This is a genomic window from Ruegeria halocynthiae, assembly GCF_900106805.1.
In the GTDB taxonomy this organism is placed as follows: domain Bacteria; phylum Pseudomonadota; class Alphaproteobacteria; order Rhodobacterales; family Rhodobacteraceae; genus Ruegeria; species Ruegeria halocynthiae.
On sequence record NZ_FNNP01000007.1, the window covers coordinates 92,094 to 107,615 of the forward strand.

Here is a 15,522-nt window from a genome sequence, read left to right on the forward strand (position 1 = left end):
ATCCGGGGTCTCCATCCCCAGATCAAGCTCATAAAGGACGCAGGAACGTGACATGACAGCGCCGGACACCCCAGCGGCAAAATCCCATGATCTGATCGATTGGCTGGTTACCCGAGGCTTGGAAGGGGCCGACAAAGAAGAGCTGCTGGACGGGTATTGCAACCGTCTGGTCGATCTTGGCATCCCCTTGATGCGGTTTCACGCGGCGCAGCCGGCTTTGCATCCGGTATACGGCGGAACCGGTTATAGCTGGTATCAAGGGCAAGGGGGCGAGTTCCAGACCTTCGAGTTTTCCGAAGAGCCCAGTGAGGTTTGGAAGAAGAGTCCGCTTTTCGTCATTCTGAACGAGGACGTTGACACGATCCGCGAACGACTGGTTGATCAGAACGAACCCAACCGCTTTCCCTTGCTGAACGAACTGCGGGAACATGGTGCGACGGATTACTACGCCACCGGCGTCAGCTTTGATGTGCCGTCTCACAGCAGCACACGCGATGCAAAAAAGGCAATCGATGGCGTGTTGATGTCCTGGGCCAGCAACGCGCCCGATGGGTTCTGCGATGCTGATCTGGAGGTGATCGAAACAGCGCTGCCGCATCTGGGGCTGGCCCTGAAATCGGCATCGAATGCGCGGGTATCGCAAGATCTGATGCGCGTTTATCTGGGCCGCGACGCAGGGCAGCGGGTGTTGTCCGGTGAAATCCGCCGCGGGTCTTTGCAGCAGATTGATGCTGTAATCTGGAACTTTGACCTTGAAGGCTTCACCAGTCTGTCGGAAGAGCTTCCGGGCACTGAAATCATCGACATGCTGAACGACTATCTCGCTGTGGCGGTGGAGGTGGTGCACCAATGCGACGGCAGTATTCTCAAATTCATGGGCGATGGGCTCATGGCGATGTTTGACGTGGGTGAGATCGACGCCGATGCCCGCGCTGCGCTGGGCGCGGCGGCCATGCTGCAAGAACGTATGACCGAGTTGAACGCTCAGCGTTCATCGCGGGGTCAACCGGTCTCGAACTACACGCTGGCCCTCCATGCCGGTGAAATCCTCTATGGCAACATCGGTGCCGAGAACCGGCTGGATTTCACAGTGATCGGCCCAACCGTTAACCAGGCCGCGCGGATTGCCGGGATGCATCGTTCGCTTGGGCAGCGGATTTTGATTTCTGACAATGTGGCGAAAGCCGCGGAACCCTGTACGCAGGAACTGATCTCGGTTGGCCGCTATATGTTAAGAGGTGTGGCCGAGCCGAAAGAGCTGTTTACAGTCCACTCTCCGCCTAAATAACAATGGCAACCCGGTCACTGTCCTTTTGGTTCAGATCTGGATTATGCGACGTCACGGCCTACGAACGAAACCTTGGGTTGGAACGGATGAATGCGAATATCGCTTCCCTTGGTTTCGATTGCCGTATTCACCGGAACTTCGTTCCAGTTCCCGCAGTTCCCATCCAGAGGCTCTGACGACACGACGATACCGTCCTCGCATTCCCGATAATGAAGGCTTGGGGCATAACGATCCGATGCGTATCTTGCCGCGAACAGGCTTTCCCCATCAGACCAGCAGGCTGCAAATCGCAGATAAGGTAGCGCTCCGCTTTGCCTCGATAGCGTCTCGACGCGTTCGACTGATCTGAGCATTGCACCAATCGGATCGGTCTCCAGGCCCTCACCGTAGGCGATCAGGAAAATAGCCTCACTCTCTGTTGCACCCAGCCTGTGTTCATAGAGGTTAGCTGGTATCATGGCGTCCAGCTGCTGTCGGATGCGGTTGTGACCACCAGCTTGCCCGTTATGCATAAAGCTCCACCGACCATAACCGAACGGGTGGCAATTGTTGCGTGAAGTCGCCGTACCGGTCGATGCGCGTACATGCGCAAGAAAGAGATTTGAACGCGTGTGATGCGTAAGCTGCCGCAGGTTGGCATCCGACCATGCCGGGTTGGTATCTTTGTAGAAACAGGGATTTGTGTGATCCGAATACCAGGCAAGGCCAAACCCGTCAGCATTTATGGGCGTTTTTCCAACAAGCGCGTTACGGCTTTGTTCGACAAGAGATTGCTCTTGTTTGAACACCAACTCATCCAGATAGCGGTTTTCACCAACCCACGCCAGAAATCGACACATCAGCCTTTATCCAATTCTTGAGAAGACCGGATATCAATAACATTGGCGAATGAGAAAGATTTACCCAGAATTCAGAGATTTCAGCGCATTTGTCTATCAAGCGACAATGTATTTGCGAAAAGGGCGGGTCAAAGCCACCACTCTCGTCGGTAGGCGTGTATATTTAAGCTGCCTACCGTCAGGATAACTGACTGTCCGCCAGATCTTAGAAATCGATTTCAACACCCGGCAGGGTCAGCTCTTTCATCATATCGCGCAATTCCTGACGCGCGGCGATGTTCGAGATGTTGAGCTGCTTGACGCCGATATCCTTGAGATCCAGCAAGGTCAGCCCACGCGGGAACAGTTCACGGAAAATGACGCGTTCTGAAAAGCCCGATGCGACGCGGAATCCGATACGCTGCGACAACATCTCGATGGCGCGCTGCATCTTTTCCTTGTTGACCATGCGCTGGGTCCCGACCCGGTTGCGCACGACCACCCAGTCGATCGGTTTCAGTCCCGCCTGCGCGCGCAATTGACGTGCATTCCAGACCATCTCGGAATAGACCGATGGGCCAAGGATTTTCTCACCCTTTGAATCAATCCGCGCCAGCAGATCGAAATCGATGAAACTGTCGTTCAGCGGAGTAATCAGGGTATCGGCCAACGAATGCGCCACCTGGCTGAGGCGGGTGTGCGAGCCCGGACAGTCGATCAGAATAAAGTCGCTGTCGCTTTCCAATTCGGCCACGGCAGCCGATAGGCGGTGGTCATAGATGTTCTCACCGGGTTTCAGTGCACCGGCGTCGATCTCGGGCAGGTCATGGTGGCGCGGGCTGGGCAGAGAAAGGTCTGAACCGTTCAGAAAGTTCAGACGGTTTTCGAAATACCGGCCCAAACTGCGCTGCCGCAAGTCCAGATCCAGCGTGCTGACTTTGTGTCCCAGCCGCGCCAAACCTGTGGCCACGTGCATCGACACAGTCGATTTGCCTGCGCCGCCCTTTTCATTCCCCACCACAATGATATGTGCCATACCTGTCTTCCCACGTCCCGCCGTGTTTGCCTACACGTTGTTGGCAGCCACTATATGTTGTGTGGACAGGGAAGGGAAGAACCTCGAACCGTCCTGAGAGGCTTTATCAGGCTCTAATTTGGAAAAGCACGTGCTGGTTGGGGGTTAGGGTAAGTCCTTGCCAAACGGATGGCCCTGTTTCACTGTTCCGATCGGGGTTTTGTGATCGAGGGCAACCATTGGACCACTTGTTTCTGAACGTCCTGAACGTGGTTTTACCCGTCCTGATCTGTGCTGGAATCGGCTATTTACTGGCGTTGATCCGAGCCCCTTTTGACAACAAGGTGATCGGCGGGATCGTATCGAGGGTCGGGTATCCGACGCTAATCATCTCGCACCTGTCGACCACACAAATCGCGGTTGGAACCTTTCTTGACGTCATGACCGCAGCGGCTCTGGCGATTGCGGGATTTGGCCTGTTGGGAGTCGTCGCGCTTAAACTGATGGGGCTGCCCGTACGGGCGTTTCTGACGCCGCTCATGCACGGCAATGTCGGCAATATCGGCCTGCCGATTACTCTGCTGGCGCTGGGGGATGCGGGCATGGCCTATACGATGGGGTTTGTGGTCGTTGTACTGATCAGCATCTTCACAATCGGTATGTGGATACCGGCCGGGGAGTTCTCGCCAAAGAAGTTGGCGACGACCCCGGTTATCTACGCAGTCGCGTTGTCTCTGGTGCTTATGGCCACCGGCTACAGCCTGCCACAGCCCGTTGCCAAATCCTTTGATATTCTGGGCGGCCTCTCGATCCCGCTGATGCTGCTGACTTTGGGACATACGTTGGCAACGCTGCAGATCAGACGCCTTGGGCGCGCCGTGTTGCTGACGGCGGTGCACCTGTTGATGGCATTTGTCATTGCAAGCATGCTGGTCTGGATGTTCGGTTTCACCGGGGCTGAGCGGGGGGCGGTTATCCTGTGTTGCCTGATGCCGTCGTCGGTTGCCACCTATCTGTTCATCGATCAGCACATGCCAGAATACGGACCCGATGTGGCCGGGTTCATTCTGGTCTCGACGCTGACCACGATATTGGTGCTGCCGGTGGCGCTGTCGTATTGGATATGATCTCTGCCACGCCCTGTAATCCGTGTTGCGGCGTGCACCCTAGGATTGAAGGCGAAAAAATGCCTTAATGCCCGTGAGTTAATTTGCTGACGCGCCATAACAGGGCGTATCTTGGTTAGAGGGCACAGCGATGAAAACCAGTCAAACCGATGGGAATTCCGGTGCAGGCGGAGCGCGCATGGTTCTGATTATGACGGCCATTTGCATGATGGTTGTCGGGTTCAATACCACCGCCGTTGCGACCATCCTGCCAAATCTGAAGGCCGAGTTCGACCTGACCCCATCCGGCCTGCAATGGGTGATGGCAGCGTATACAGTGGCCAGCGCCACACTTGTGACCATCGTCAGCCGGTTGGGAGATATCACCGGCAAGATGGGTGTTTTCTTCTTCGGAATGATCGTCTTTGCCGTGGGCTCGATTCTGGCGCTGCTTTCACAGGATGCAACGATGATGCTGATCGGGCGCGGCGCGCAAGGCGCCGGGGCGGCAGCGCTGTTTGGGACGTCTCTGTCCATCCTGACTGCTGCGACACCCGAAGATCAGCGCGCAAGCGTCACAGGCGCCTGGGGCGCTATCGTCGGGCTCGCCATTGGCGTCGGGCCTATCGTCGGCGGCGCCTTTGCGCATTACATCAGTTGGAGAGCTGTTTTTGCCACCGACCTGGTGTTGCTTGCTATTGCATTTATCATCGGGCTGCAGGTCAGCAAACGCAATTACGTTCCGGATATGCGGCAGGCGGATGCCCGGTTCGATTATGCCGGCGCCATCGCCATGATCATGTTTCTGGGCCCATTGTCCTTCGCCCTCGGCAATGGTGAAGGCAAGGGTTGGGGATCCATGTTCACACTGGTTCCTCTGGCCGTTTCGGGCTGCGCTGTTGTGGCCCTTGTCCTGACGTCGCGCCTCAGTCAGGACCCGCTTATCGAGCTGCGATACTTCCGCCACCCCCGCTACTTTATGGCGGCTGCGGGTATGTTCTTCACCGGTTTCACGCTCTTTGCCTTTTTCGTCTATTTCAACGTGTTTGTGCAATCGCCGGACGCCTTTGGATACTCGGCCATTGATGCAGGCAGCGCAATCCTGCCGCTGAGCGTCAGCATGTTCATTGTGTCCGTCACGGCTCCGCGATTTCTTGCGCCCTACAGTTTTCGATGGCCGGTCGCGCTGGGCATGGGATTCATGGCCTGTGGGTTTTTGTTGCTAATGACGACGACAAACACCACCAGCTATGCTGGGATGTGGTGGAAGCTGGTCATTGTCGGGATCGGTCTTGGCATCGGTTTTTCTCTGCTCCCCCGTCTCGGCCTACGGCTGCTGCCCGAAGAACATGTCGGTCAGGGATCAGGCGTGATCAACGCGTTCCTGTACTTCGGAGCTACTCTGGGTGCGGTGATCGGGGGCCTTGCCGAATCCATTACCATCCGCCGCGGGCTGTCCGAGGTCATAAACGCGCTGCCCGCAGGGTCGAGCCAGCGTACCGATCTTGCCCATGCCCTGACGCATGGGACGCCCAGCCAAGTGCAGCAATTGATCGCCGGGCTGAACCCGGATACCGGAGCGCAACTCGCTAAGGCGCTGCGTGATCTTCAGGACAACGCCTTTGACAGCGCGATGCTGGTGGCCGCCATCGCTGCGTTCGTGGCGATGATGCTGGCGCTGATGTTGCTGAAAGGACCCGTTCCACCGGTTCACAGCGCCGTTGATCTGACAAAGGACTGACCAGACCGATGGTTGTGGGTCACTTGTGACCACCGACCAATCCGCCTAGGCTTTTGTCATGTGTGGAAAATTTGCAGCCGGTCATCTGACACAACGGGAAATGCTGGCGATAACCGAGTATTTTCTCTACGGAAAGGTTTCGCCTCATCTGCCCGATCAGTTGCCCTCAGGCGGATACAACGTGTCGCCGACCGATAGGGTCGGCATGATCCGGTGGGATGGTGACCGGGCCGAATTGGCCACGGCGCGCTGGCAGATCAAGGACCCGCGCAGCAAGAAACCCATGATCAACTCGAAGATCGAGAATGTTGGATTCTGGCAGGACTATTGGAACAACGGACGCTGCCTAATTCCGGCGCTGGGCTATTATGAATGGCCCAAGGATCAGGGCCATGATTGCCCGGTCTATATCACGGTACAGCGCAACGCCCCGGTAATGTTCTTCGCCGGATTCTACCGAACAGATGACAGACGTCTCAGCTGCACGATCCTGACCCGGAAACCCAGCCCCCAGATCGCCCATATTCACAACCGTATGCCGGTGATCCTGACCCCGGACGAGATTGAAAGCTGGCTATCAGGGGTCACGACCGCACAAGAGGCTCAGCAGTCGCTGGGGGTACAGTATGATGGTCGGTTCGAATGTCATACCGTCAAACCCATCAAGCGCGGTGCCGAGGGGGAAGATATGATCGAACCTTATTCGCCGCCCGTCCAAATCGGTTTTGATTTCTGAACGCGCCGTCCATTGTAGCCGGATCAGCCTTCAATCAGAGCGGCATCAAAAAAGGCCGCCCCAAGGGACGGCCTTTTTGCATCTCAAACGGGTCTGGCTTAGAAGCCCAGACCTTCGTACTTCTTTTTGAACTTCGACACACGGCCGCCAGCGTCCAGCAGACGCGACGTGCCACCGGTCCATGCGGGGTGCACGGAGGGGTCGATTTCCAAAGCCAGCTGGTCGCCTTCGCTGCCCCAGGTGGATTTCATCTGAACCACGGTGCCATCGGTCATTTTGACGTCGATGACGTGATAATCGGGATGGATGTCTTTTTTCATCTTTCCGTTCCTTACGCTTCGGCGCCAGCCTTGGGCTTGTAGTTGGTGACTTCTGCGATACGCGCGGACTTACCGCGACGGGTGCGCAGATAGTACAGTTTGGCGCGACGAACGCGGCCACGGCGGACAACGGTGATGCTGTCGATGTTGGTCGAATACAGCGGGAACACACGCTCCACGCCTTCGCCAAACGAAATTTTGCGTACGGTGAACGCGCCGGCGATGGTGTTGCCGCCTTTGCGGGCGATGCAGACGCCTTCGTAGTTCTGTACACGGGTGCGCGACCCTTCGGTCACCTTATAGCCGACACGGATGGTGTCACCGGCTTTGAAATCGGGAATGTCTTTCCCCAGGGCGGCAATCTGTTCCGCCTCAAGCTGTGCGATCAGGTCCATCGCAGGTACTCCTATCTGCTCGTGGTTGGTCCACGAAGTTTGGGCACGGCCTGAGAGCTCTTGGTCTTCACCGGGTCCTGCGTACAGCCCGCCAGAGGTCAGATCGAATGTTCCTTTGGTCCGGTCTGCCCTGTCGCGCCATGGCAGAAGAAAGCCGGGCGTCACGTCAGGATGCAAACCAAAACACCGGAGTCGCTCAATGCCACACCGGATTGCGCTCGTTTAAGGAATTTGCGGACAGGGATCAAGCCCTAAATCTCTTCCTGAACAGGTGCGACGGTGCGTTTCCGCCGCTCGCAAACTATACCATTGCGTTGTTGCGTCGATCGGGCATTCTAAAGCCAATAAACACGAGCAGATTTGAGACAAAAAAGATGATGCGCAAAGCACTTTTTCTGGCCGTTCTAACCCTCGCGGCCGCCTCATGCGGTCGTCAGGGGCCCGCACCTCAGGTGGTTGAGCCACAGGCGTTTGCGGACACGACACCGCCCTCGATTATCTATCCCGGTTTCGGCGACGCGGACCCGCACGAATGGGAGGGGCGCCATCCCGGCCACTACCCCGTGCACGGTTTGGATGTATCGCGCTGGCAGGGACCGATTGATTGGCGCACGGCCCGCGCCTCGGGCGTGAGCTTTGCCTTTATCAAAGCAACCGAAGGCGGAGATTTTACCGACCCGATGTTTGATGAACACAGACGGGGCGCACAGGCCGCTGGGGTGCCATGGGGCGCTTATCACTATTATTACTTCTGCCGCCCAGCCCATGAACAGGCTCGCTGGTTCATCCGCAACGTGCCCAAAGGGTCGGACCTGCCGCATGTGCTCGATATGGAATGGACACCCCATTCCAAGACCTGCACGCTGCGCCCCGATGGCCGAACCATCCGGGCCGAGGCGCAAAAATTCCTCGATATCCTGGAACGGCACTATGGCCGCCGCCCGATTGTCTACACCACGGTCGATTTCTATCGAGACACTGATATCGGACGCCTGCCGAAGACCGAATTCTGGCTGCGTTCAGTCGCAGGACACCCACGTAACGTCTATCCGAGCGCCATCTGGCGGTTCTGGCAATATACCGGCACCGGGCTGGTGCCGGGGGTTCAGGGTAAGGTGGACATCAACACGTTCAACGGCACACCCGAGACCTGGGCGTTGTGGAAAACAACGCGCTAGTCTTAATCGTTGTTTTTGGATTTCCGGTAAGCATCCCACAGATCGGGCCGCCGTTCGCGGGTGATCTGTTCGGACATGTCGTTGCGCCATTCGGCGATCCGGCCATGGTGACCAGACATCAAAATATCCGGGATCGGGCGACCCTTCCATTCGGCGGGGCGCGTGTATTGTGGATGCTCCAGCAGGCCGGAAGAAAAGCTTTCTTCCTCGGCGGAGGCCTGATTGCCCAGCACGCCGGGGATCAGCCGCACCGTGGCATCTATCAACGCCTGAGCGGCGATTTCGCCACCGGTCATGACAAAATCACCCAAGCTGACCTCTTGCACGCCGTAATGTTCCAGCACCCGTTCATCGACGCCCTCGAAACGACCGCACAACAGGGTCATGCCATCGCAACGCGCCAGATTTTGCATCATCTGCTGGTCCATCCGGCGGCCGCGCGGGCTGAGATAGATCAGCGGCCAGTTGTCCCGAATGCCCGTCATCGTGTGCTCGATGGCTTCGCCCAACACATCCGCACGAAGGACCATACCTGCACCGCCGCCCGCAGGGGTGTCATCCACATTGCGATGCTTGCCGACGCCGAACTGACGCAGGTCGATGGTTTCCAATTGCCATAGACCCTCCTGCAGGGCCTTGCCCGTCAGACTTTCGCCCAGAACACCGGGGAAAGCGGACGGAAACAGAGTGATGATCTTGGCCTTCCACACCCCGTGCAAATCTGGGGTTGGGGTCATCAACTCACGCGGTTTCAGCGCCGGGCGGATGGCTTTGCGGCCATGGGACTTTCCGGGATTTTCTGTCATCTTGTGCCGATCAGATCATTCTGGACGCGTTGAACCAGAGCCGCCTTTTGGTCGATAAGCGCTGCGTCGTCCAGCGCGGACCGGTTCATCTCCAACATTTGCTGCAACACATCCTCGGGCAGGCGCGGGTTTGATCGGGTCGGACCAACCAACTCGGCGGCCTTTTCCGGGGGCAGATCAAGGAATTCGGCGAACGTGTTTCCAAGCCCGTACCGCAGGCCCTGCAGGTCCTCCAGCCATTCGGTCCGGACCGAAACCGAGGGCAGGCGATCCCGCACCGCCTCGGCTGCGATCTGAGGCGAGGGCACAGGTTCAAGCCGCGCGCGGAAGGTCTCAAAATCCTGAATGAGGCGCGAGCGTTGCAGATCATGCGCCCACAGGCTGCGCAGCCAGCTTCCCCGTTGGCGCAGCGAATAGTAGAGCGTGATATGCACCTCTTCGTCGGCGAACCGGTCCCGGATCAGCCCCACCAGACAGGAGGCAAGCTCTGGCGCGGCCTCATATCCCACCGCGACGTTGCGGCTGGGGCGTAGACCCGAGAAATTCTCTTCGCTCAGAACCAACCCGCGTTTCTGGCCGAATTCCAGCGAGTTCAGGAAATGGCGCATCTGATCCCTGAAATCGCTCAGCGCGCCGGGCGTGCCGTAGACGGAATAGCGCGTGGCGGCCTCGGACAGGCCGGTTTTGCGGGTCCGATAAGGTAGAACCAGCGCGTGTTGTGGCCAGATCAGAGACCGGTTTTCAAATAAAAAAGACTGCGCCGCCGTCGTTCCGGTCTTGTGCAGACCCAGATGCAGCAACACACGGCGCATTACAGCAAGCCCTCGGGCGGATCGGCGATGATACGGCCCTTATTCAGATCAACAGTCGGCACAGCGTCCAGTGTAAACGGCAGCAGAACGGTGGATTTCAGACCCGATCCGTGCAGTTCCAGCAAGTCCGCTGCTCCGTGGTTTTGTACCGATTTGACCCGGCCCAGCAGGGTGCCGCCGGTGTCGTAGACCTCAAGCCCAATCAGGTCGGTGTGATAGAACTCATCATCGGGTAGCGATGGCAACTGTTCGCGCCGCGCATACAGGCGCAGGCCGTTCAGCGCATCCGCTGCTTCCTTGGTCTCAACGCCGCCCAGCCGGGCAGCAAAGCCGTTCTTGATTGCGCGTGTCAGGACCACAGGATAGCGTTCTTTGCCCTCTTCGTCGGTCAGCGGCGAATAGTCTTCGATATCCTCAGGTACAGCACAGAAGCTTTTCAGCCGCACCTCGCCGCGTACCCCAAAGGATCCCGCAATGCTGCCAACGCAGATCAGATCACTCATTTGAGCCTTCCGTTACACATAGTCCGCTCCGCCATTGTCCGACCCCTTCACAGGCCTCGCGTTGGTTCGAGCGCTCAAAGAACACGCCCACAATAAAGGCGATCGCCAGCAGGATGGGAAGCCGTAACAATCCGAACATGTCTAGCGCACCTCAATGGGCAATGAGTTGTTGCGACATTCCCAGCCGATCTGCTCCAATTCCGGTATATCGGACTGAGCTTCGGGCCAGCCGACGCAGAAATAGCCGATCAGCCGCCACTCGTTGGGCACATCCAGGTCCTGGGTCAACTGATCAGGATCCAGGATGGACACCCAACCCAGCCCCAATCCTTCTGCCCGTAAGGCCAGCCAGAACAAGGTGATGGCCGAGACGACAGAGTAGCGCCGCATCTCGGGCATGGTGTCCGCACCGAGACCTTGCCCCTTGTCTGTGGCATCGTCACAGAACACGGCCAGTTGTACCGGCGCTTCCCGCATCCCGGACAGCTTGAGCTGGCCATAAAGTTGGGCTTTTTCACCGGAATACCCGGCAAGCGCCCGTTCGTTTGCGGTTTGGAAATTCTTCAGTGCCGCGCTGCGCGCGGCCTCACTTTCGACGCGGATCACGCGCCAGGGTTCGCTCAGCCCCACTGAAGGGGCCAGTCGAAACGCGTCGAGGCAGCGCGTCAGCACTGCCTCGTCTATAGCGTCGGTGCGGAACCGGCGCACGTCACGCCGGAGCCGCATCAACAGATCGAACTGCGTGCGAAAATCGTCGGTGAAAGCCTGATCCTGCACGCGTCCGCCTGCTTATTCTTCTGCGGCCGCTTCTTCAGCCGGTGCAGCAGCGGCTTCGGCTGCGGCAGCAGCTTTGGCAGCTTTCTCTTCCACGCGCTCTTGGGCTTTCTTGCCCGGTGCACCCTTGTTGGGGTTGTTGCGCTCGGCCTTGTCACGGGCGCCAGCAGCTTCGAGCATGCGCGCAATACGGTCGGTGGGCTGTGCGCCCTGATCCAGCCAGTACTGGATGCGCTCCATGTTCATTTTAACGCGCTCTTCGTTGTCTTTCGGCAGCAGCGGGTTGTAGGTGCCCAGCTTTTCGATGAAACGACCATCGCGCGGCATACGGCTGTCAGCCGCTACGATGCGATAGAAGGGACGCTTTTTCGAGCCGCCGCGGGCGAGACGAATTTTCATTGCCATGGTGGTATCTCCTTTGAATGGCATCACGCCAGAGGCGTGTCTTTTAGTGAGCCGGGATCTTTTCCGGTTAATTCTGGTGTTTCTTGTGGTGTCGGATGACTTCCTGAATGATGAAGTTCAGGAAAGCCTTGGCGAAGTCGGGGTCCAGATCGGCCTCTTTCGCCAGGTCTTCTAACCGTGCGATCTGCGCCGCCTCGCGCGAGGGATCGGACGGGGGAAGGTCGTGTGCGGCCTTGAGCTTGCCAACGGCCTGCGTGTGTTTGAACCGCTCGCCCAGTGTGTAAACAAGGATCGCGTCCAGCCGGTCGATGCTTTCGCGATGCTCTTTCAACAGCGTGGCAGCCTGTGTCACGGGGTTGGTCATTGGCCGGCCCTTTCGGTGGTCAAGTCGGACTTCGGGTGGCGCCACATCTGGGCTTTCTTGCCCAGCAATTCAGCCTCGCACTCATAGGTGGCTCCAAGGCGTTCGGCTAAAGCGCGTGAGCGATCATTGGCATGGGCGATATAGCTCATGACGCCATTCAGCCCCTGGTGCCGCGCTGCATAGTCGCGCGCGGCCTGCGCGGCTTCAAAGCCCAGCCCTTTGCCTTCGGCCTGCTCCATCAGGGTCCAGCCAAGCTCGGGCTCGGCCCAGCCGGGTGCATAGATCATACCGGCCCAGCCGACAAATTCGCCGCTGGATTTCTCAGTCAGGTGCCATAGGCCAAACCCGTTGAGCGCCCAGTGGCCCAACCGCTTGACTAGCGAGTCCCAACAGCCGATCTCATCCTTCGGGCCACCCACCATATGGCTGCGGTCGGTCCCGAAGAATTTTGTCATCGCGGGCAGATCATCCTTGTGCGGCGCACGCAGGACAAGGCGATTGGATTCGACGGTGGGGATGGTAAAGGTTGTCATGCGGATACCCCGGCCAACTGCTTTGGGCCGGGATGGCGATAGACCATCTCAGTGCCGTGGGTCACATTTTCATAGCTGCGTTCGTAATGCGCACCCAGCCGCTCGGCCAAAGCGACCGAACGAGTATTGCCGGGAAAGATGTTCGAGCTCAACGTATCGAAACCCAGAACGTCATAGGCATAGCGGCGCACTTCTTCTGCAGCTTCGCGGGCATACCCCTTGCCTTCGCTGCCTTCATACATGACCCAGCCAAGCTCGGGTTCGGGCCAGCCTTCAGGCCCCCAGATGCCGACAAAACCGATCGGCTGGTTGTCGTGTGTTTCCACCATCCAGAAGCCATATCCGTTCAGGACCCAATGGCCTATCAGGCTGGCGAACCAGCGCCACGCTTCATTTCGGTCCAACGGGCCACCAAAGCCCCAACTGCGGTCTTTGTCGGCAAAAAACGTTGCAATGGCTTCGAAATCATGTGCCTCTGGGCCGCGCAGGATCAGGCGCTCGGTTTGCAGAACGGGAATGTGCAGGTCCATCATGCGTAGGCCTCCATCCCGCCATTCACCAGATCGGACGGCGCAGGGTGACGCCAGATTTCCGTGGTGCCAAACTTGGGGTGTTCGTAGTGATAGTCAAACTGCGCGCCCAAGCGCTTGGCCACAGCTTTGCTGCCCAAATTGTCCGGGTCGATCAGCGAGATCGCCGTTTCCCAATCTAGCACATCATAAGCATACGTTCGTGCTGACAGCGCGGCCTCGGTCGCATAACCCTTGCCGGTGGCGTGGTTCATGAGAGTCCAGCCGATCTCGGGTTCGGGCCAACCATGCGGATACCATAGACCGACATGGCCCACATAGGTGCCGGTACCTTTTTCCTCGACGCCCCAAAACCCGTAGCCTCGTAGCGACCAATGCCCGAGCAACATGGCAATGGCCCGCCATGTTTCATCCGGGCGCAAGGGCCCGCCAACAAACTTGGAGGCATCGCTTGTGAAAAACTCGGCCTCGGCTTCGAAATCAGCCTCGGACGGGGCGCGCAGGATCAGGCGCTCAGTCTCAAGCATAGGGATATGTTGGGCGAGTAGGTTCACTTTTTCTTTCCGAAACCACTCAGGCCCGGAGGCAACGCCATGCCGCCACCCATACCGGGCATTCCGCCGGGCATCTTACCGCCCATTGCCTTGGCCGCCTGTTCCAGAGCTTTGGGGTCCATGCCTGCAGCCATGTCCTCGGGCGAGGGGCCGCCTTTGCCGAACATGCCTTTCATGGCCTGTTTCAGCATCTTGCCTTTGCCCATCTTGCCCATCTTCTTCATCATGTCCGACATCTGTCGGTGCATCTTGAGAAGCTTGTTGAGGTCGCTGACCTCCATCCCCGAACCGGCAGCGATGCGTTTCTTGCGGCTCGCCTGCAACAACTGAGGATTGGCGCGTTCGCGTTTGGTCATCGACTGGATCAGCGCGATCTGCTGACGCAGGATCTTGTCGTCGAGACCCGCCTGATCCATCTGCTTGGCCATCTTGCCCATACCCGGCATCATGCCCATCATGCCCTGCATACCGCCCATCTGGATCATCTGTTCCAGCTGCATTTTCAGGTCGTTCATGTTGAACTGGCCTTTGACCATGCGCTTCATCATGCGCTCGGTCTGCTCCATCTCCATCGTTTCCTGGGCCTTTTCGACCAGGGCCACGATGTCGCCCATGCCCAGAATACGTCCCGCAATCCGGTCCGGCTCGAATGTTTCGAGCGCGTCCATCTTCTCGCCCAAACCAACAAAGCGGATCGGCTTGCCGGTGACCGCGCGCATCGATAGCGCTGCACCACCGCGCCCGTCACCATCCATCCGGGTCAGAACCACGCCAGAGATACCGACCTTGGCGTCGAACTCTTCGGCGACCTCAACGGCGACCTGTCCGGTCAGGCCGTCGACGACCAGCAGGGTCTCGCGCGGGTCAACCACATTGCGGACCTGCTCGACCTCGTTCATCAGCACTTCGTCGATGTGCAGGCGACCTGCGGTGTCCAGCATGTAGACGTCATAGCCGCCCAGTGTCGCCTGCTGCTTGGCGCGCTTGGCAATATCGACCGGGGATTGGCCGGGTACGATCGGCAGCGTATCGACGCCGACCTGCGTGCCCAGCACTGCCAGCTGGTCCATCGCCGCCGGGCGATAAACGTCGAGCGAGGCCATCAGGACCTTCTTGCCCTCTTTCTCTTTCAGGCGTTTGGCCAGCTTACCGGTGGTGGTTGTCTTACCCGAGCCTTGCAGGCCGACCATCAGGATCGGCGCAGGCGGGTTGTCGATTTTCAGGGCACCCGGGTCTTCTTCACCGCGCAGGGTGTCAACCATCGCGTCATGCACGATCTTGACGACCTGCTGGCCGGGAGTGATCGATTTGGTCACCGCCTGACCGGTGGCTTGATCCTGCACTTTCTTGACGAACTCACGGGCCACCGGCAGCGAGACGTCGGCCTCAAGCAGGGCAACGCGGACTTCACGCAGGGCGGTCTTGACGTCTTCTTCGGACAGGGCACCCTGTTTGGTCAGCCGGTCAAAGACGCCAGAGAGGCGTTCGGATAGATTTTCAAACATGCCTTCGGCCTCCTATGCCGGTTATCTCTTGGCGTGCCCTAGATAGGATGCGCCGGCTAAATGCACAAACGCCCCCACGGGCGTAACACGCTGGTGGGGGGCGATCCCTGAACGACTCAAGGGACCGGAAGATCAAGAT

19 protein-coding genes are annotated in these 15,522 nt (G+C 58.4%); 5 read left to right on the top strand and 14 right to left on the bottom strand.

Annotated features, from left to right (window positions below):
• Positions 1 to 52: 52 nt before the first annotated feature.
• Positions 53 to 1,288, top strand: coding sequence for an adenylate/guanylate cyclase domain-containing protein (locus BLU89_RS16080; protein WP_074737877.1), 1,236 nt, complete (start codon positions 53 to 55; stop codon positions 1,286 to 1,288).
• 41 nt (positions 1,289 to 1,329) lie between these two features.
• Here the strand turns inward: BLU89_RS16080 and BLU89_RS16085 are convergent, their stop codons facing one another.
• Together BLU89_RS16085 and BLU89_RS16090 are read right to left on the bottom strand one after the other, a co-directional pair.
• A complete protein-coding gene (locus BLU89_RS16085; protein ID WP_074737879.1) occupies positions 1,330 to 2,127 on the bottom strand; it encodes a class II glutamine amidotransferase in 798 nt (265 codons plus the stop codon).
• Positions 2,128 to 2,332: 205 nt separating this feature from the next.
• Entirely contained in the window at positions 2,333 to 3,142 is an 810-nt protein-coding gene (locus BLU89_RS16090; protein ID WP_074737881.1) for a division plane positioning ATPase MipZ, read from the bottom strand.
• 218 nt (positions 3,143 to 3,360) lie between these two features.
• Between BLU89_RS16090 and BLU89_RS16095 the strand changes: the two genes are divergently transcribed.
• From BLU89_RS16095 to BLU89_RS16105, 3 genes are all read left to right on the top strand, one after another.
• Positions 3,361 to 4,248, top strand: a complete 888-nt coding sequence (locus tag BLU89_RS16095) for an AEC family transporter (RefSeq protein WP_074737883.1) — start codon at positions 3,361 to 3,363, stop codon at positions 4,246 to 4,248.
• Between the two features lie 130 nt (positions 4,249 to 4,378).
• On the top strand, positions 4,379 to 5,968 hold the full coding sequence (locus tag BLU89_RS16100; protein WP_074737885.1) for an MFS transporter: 1,590 nt from the start codon (positions 4,379 to 4,381) through the stop codon (positions 5,966 to 5,968).
• A 58-nt stretch (positions 5,969 to 6,026) separates the two neighbouring features.
• A complete protein-coding gene (locus BLU89_RS16105; RefSeq protein ID WP_074737887.1) occupies positions 6,027 to 6,704 on the top strand; it encodes an SOS response-associated peptidase in 678 nt (225 codons plus the stop codon).
• Positions 6,705 to 6,802: 98 nt separating this feature from the next.
• Here the strand turns inward: BLU89_RS16105 and rpmE are convergent, their stop codons facing one another.
• Both rpmE and rplS read right to left on the bottom strand, forming a co-directional pair.
• The gene (rpmE, locus tag BLU89_RS16110) at positions 6,803 to 7,024 is read right to left on the bottom strand and encodes a 50S ribosomal protein L31 (protein ID WP_074737889.1); all 222 of its coding nucleotides are present in this window, start codon (positions 7,022 to 7,024) and stop codon (positions 6,803 to 6,805) included.
• Between the two features lie 11 nt (positions 7,025 to 7,035).
• A complete protein-coding gene (gene rplS / locus BLU89_RS16115; protein WP_074737891.1) occupies positions 7,036 to 7,419 on the bottom strand; it encodes a 50S ribosomal protein L19 in 384 nt (127 codons plus the stop codon).
• A gap of 377 nt (positions 7,420 to 7,796) precedes the next feature.
• Between rplS and BLU89_RS16120 the strand changes: the two genes are divergently transcribed.
• A complete protein-coding gene (locus BLU89_RS16120) occupies positions 7,797 to 8,597 on the top strand; it encodes a glycoside hydrolase family 25 protein (RefSeq protein WP_176797717.1) in 801 nt (266 codons plus the stop codon).
• 2 nt (positions 8,598 to 8,599) lie between these two features.
• Here BLU89_RS16120 and trmD read toward each other — a convergent pair whose 3' ends face one another.
• The 10 genes from trmD to ffh form a co-directional block, all read right to left on the bottom strand.
• Positions 8,600 to 9,403: a tRNA (guanosine(37)-N1)-methyltransferase TrmD gene (trmD, locus tag BLU89_RS16125; protein WP_074737893.1), complete on the bottom strand. Its 804-nt coding sequence runs from the start codon at positions 9,401 to 9,403 to the stop codon at positions 8,600 to 8,602.
• Entirely contained in the window at positions 9,400 to 10,215 is an 816-nt protein-coding gene (locus BLU89_RS16130; protein WP_074737895.1) for a hypothetical protein, read from the bottom strand. Before BLU89_RS16130 ends, trmD begins: the two co-directional genes overlap by 4 nt.
• Positions 10,215 to 10,718, bottom strand: coding sequence for a ribosome maturation factor RimM (gene rimM / locus BLU89_RS16135; RefSeq protein ID WP_074737897.1), 504 nt, complete (start codon positions 10,716 to 10,718; stop codon positions 10,215 to 10,217). The genes BLU89_RS16130 and rimM overlap by 1 nt, the downstream gene beginning before the upstream one ends.
• Before the next feature lie 141 nt (positions 10,719 to 10,859).
• Complete coding sequence (gene bluB, locus BLU89_RS16140) at positions 10,860 to 11,495, bottom strand: 5,6-dimethylbenzimidazole synthase (protein WP_074737899.1); 636 nt, start codon at positions 11,493 to 11,495, stop codon at positions 10,860 to 10,862.
• Between the two features lie 12 nt (positions 11,496 to 11,507).
• Positions 11,508 to 11,897 carry a 30S ribosomal protein S16 gene (gene rpsP / locus BLU89_RS16145; RefSeq protein WP_074737901.1) on the bottom strand — a complete coding sequence of 130 codons (390 nt, stop codon included), beginning with the start codon at positions 11,895 to 11,897 and terminating at the stop codon, positions 11,508 to 11,510.
• A 67-nt stretch (positions 11,898 to 11,964) separates the two neighbouring features.
• Positions 11,965 to 12,261, bottom strand: coding sequence for a chorismate mutase (locus BLU89_RS16150; RefSeq protein ID WP_074737903.1), 297 nt, complete (start codon positions 12,259 to 12,261; stop codon positions 11,965 to 11,967).
• Positions 12,258 to 12,794, bottom strand: a complete 537-nt coding sequence (locus BLU89_RS16155) for a GNAT family N-acetyltransferase (protein WP_074737905.1) — start codon at positions 12,792 to 12,794, stop codon at positions 12,258 to 12,260. Before BLU89_RS16155 ends, BLU89_RS16150 begins: the two co-directional genes overlap by 4 nt.
• Positions 12,791 to 13,327: a GNAT family N-acetyltransferase gene (locus tag BLU89_RS16160; protein ID WP_074737907.1), complete on the bottom strand. Its 537-nt coding sequence runs from the start codon at positions 13,325 to 13,327 to the stop codon at positions 12,791 to 12,793. Before BLU89_RS16160 ends, BLU89_RS16155 begins: the two co-directional genes overlap by 4 nt.
• The gene (locus BLU89_RS16165; protein ID WP_083347774.1) at positions 13,324 to 13,878 is read right to left on the bottom strand and encodes a GNAT family N-acetyltransferase; all 555 of its coding nucleotides are present in this window, start codon (positions 13,876 to 13,878) and stop codon (positions 13,324 to 13,326) included. Before BLU89_RS16165 ends, BLU89_RS16160 begins: the two co-directional genes overlap by 4 nt.
• Entirely contained in the window at positions 13,875 to 15,383 is a 1,509-nt protein-coding gene (gene ffh / locus BLU89_RS16170) for a signal recognition particle protein (RefSeq protein ID WP_074737912.1), read from the bottom strand. Before ffh ends, BLU89_RS16165 begins: the two co-directional genes overlap by 4 nt.
• Positions 15,384 to 15,522: the final 139 nt, after the last annotated feature.

Coding starts and splice junctions, on each gene's coding strand:
- BLU89_RS16085 (WP_074737879.1), bottom strand. CDS start 2,127: ATGTGTCGATTTCTGGCGTGGGTTGGTGAAAACCGCTATCTGGATGAG.
- BLU89_RS16120 (WP_176797717.1), top strand. CDS start 7,797: ATGCGCAAAGCACTTTTTCTGGCCGTTCTAACCCTCGCGGCCGCCTCA.
- BLU89_RS16090 (WP_074737881.1), bottom strand. CDS start 3,142: ATGGCACATATCATTGTGGTGGGGAATGAAAAGGGCGGCGCAGGCAAA.
- rplS (WP_074737891.1), bottom strand. CDS start 7,419: ATGGACCTGATCGCACAGCTTGAGGCGGAACAGATTGCCGCCCTGGGG.
- rpsP (WP_074737901.1), bottom strand. CDS start 11,897: ATGGCAATGAAAATTCGTCTCGCCCGCGGCGGCTCGAAAAAGCGTCCC.
- trmD (WP_074737893.1), bottom strand. CDS start 9,403: ATGACAGAAAATCCCGGAAAGTCCCATGGCCGCAAAGCCATCCGCCCG.
- BLU89_RS16105 (WP_074737887.1), top strand. CDS start 6,027: ATGTGTGGAAAATTTGCAGCCGGTCATCTGACACAACGGGAAATGCTG.
- BLU89_RS16130 (WP_074737895.1), bottom strand. CDS start 10,215: ATGCGCCGTGTGTTGCTGCATCTGGGTCTGCACAAGACCGGAACGACG.
- rimM (WP_074737897.1), bottom strand. CDS start 10,718: ATGAGTGATCTGATCTGCGTTGGCAGCATTGCGGGATCCTTTGGGGTA.
- rpmE (WP_074737889.1), bottom strand. CDS start 7,024: ATGAAAAAAGACATCCATCCCGATTATCACGTCATCGACGTCAAAATG.
- BLU89_RS16150 (WP_074737903.1), bottom strand. CDS start 12,261: ATGACCAACCCCGTGACACAGGCTGCCACGCTGTTGAAAGAGCATCGC.
- BLU89_RS16080 (WP_074737877.1), top strand. CDS start 53: ATGACAGCGCCGGACACCCCAGCGGCAAAATCCCATGATCTGATCGAT.
- ffh (WP_074737912.1), bottom strand. CDS start 15,383: ATGTTTGAAAATCTATCCGAACGCCTCTCTGGCGTCTTTGACCGGCTG.
- BLU89_RS16155 (WP_074737905.1), bottom strand. CDS start 12,794: ATGACAACCTTTACCATCCCCACCGTCGAATCCAATCGCCTTGTCCTG.
- BLU89_RS16100 (WP_074737885.1), top strand. CDS start 4,379: ATGAAAACCAGTCAAACCGATGGGAATTCCGGTGCAGGCGGAGCGCGC.
- BLU89_RS16160 (WP_074737907.1), bottom strand. CDS start 13,327: ATGATGGACCTGCACATTCCCGTTCTGCAAACCGAGCGCCTGATCCTG.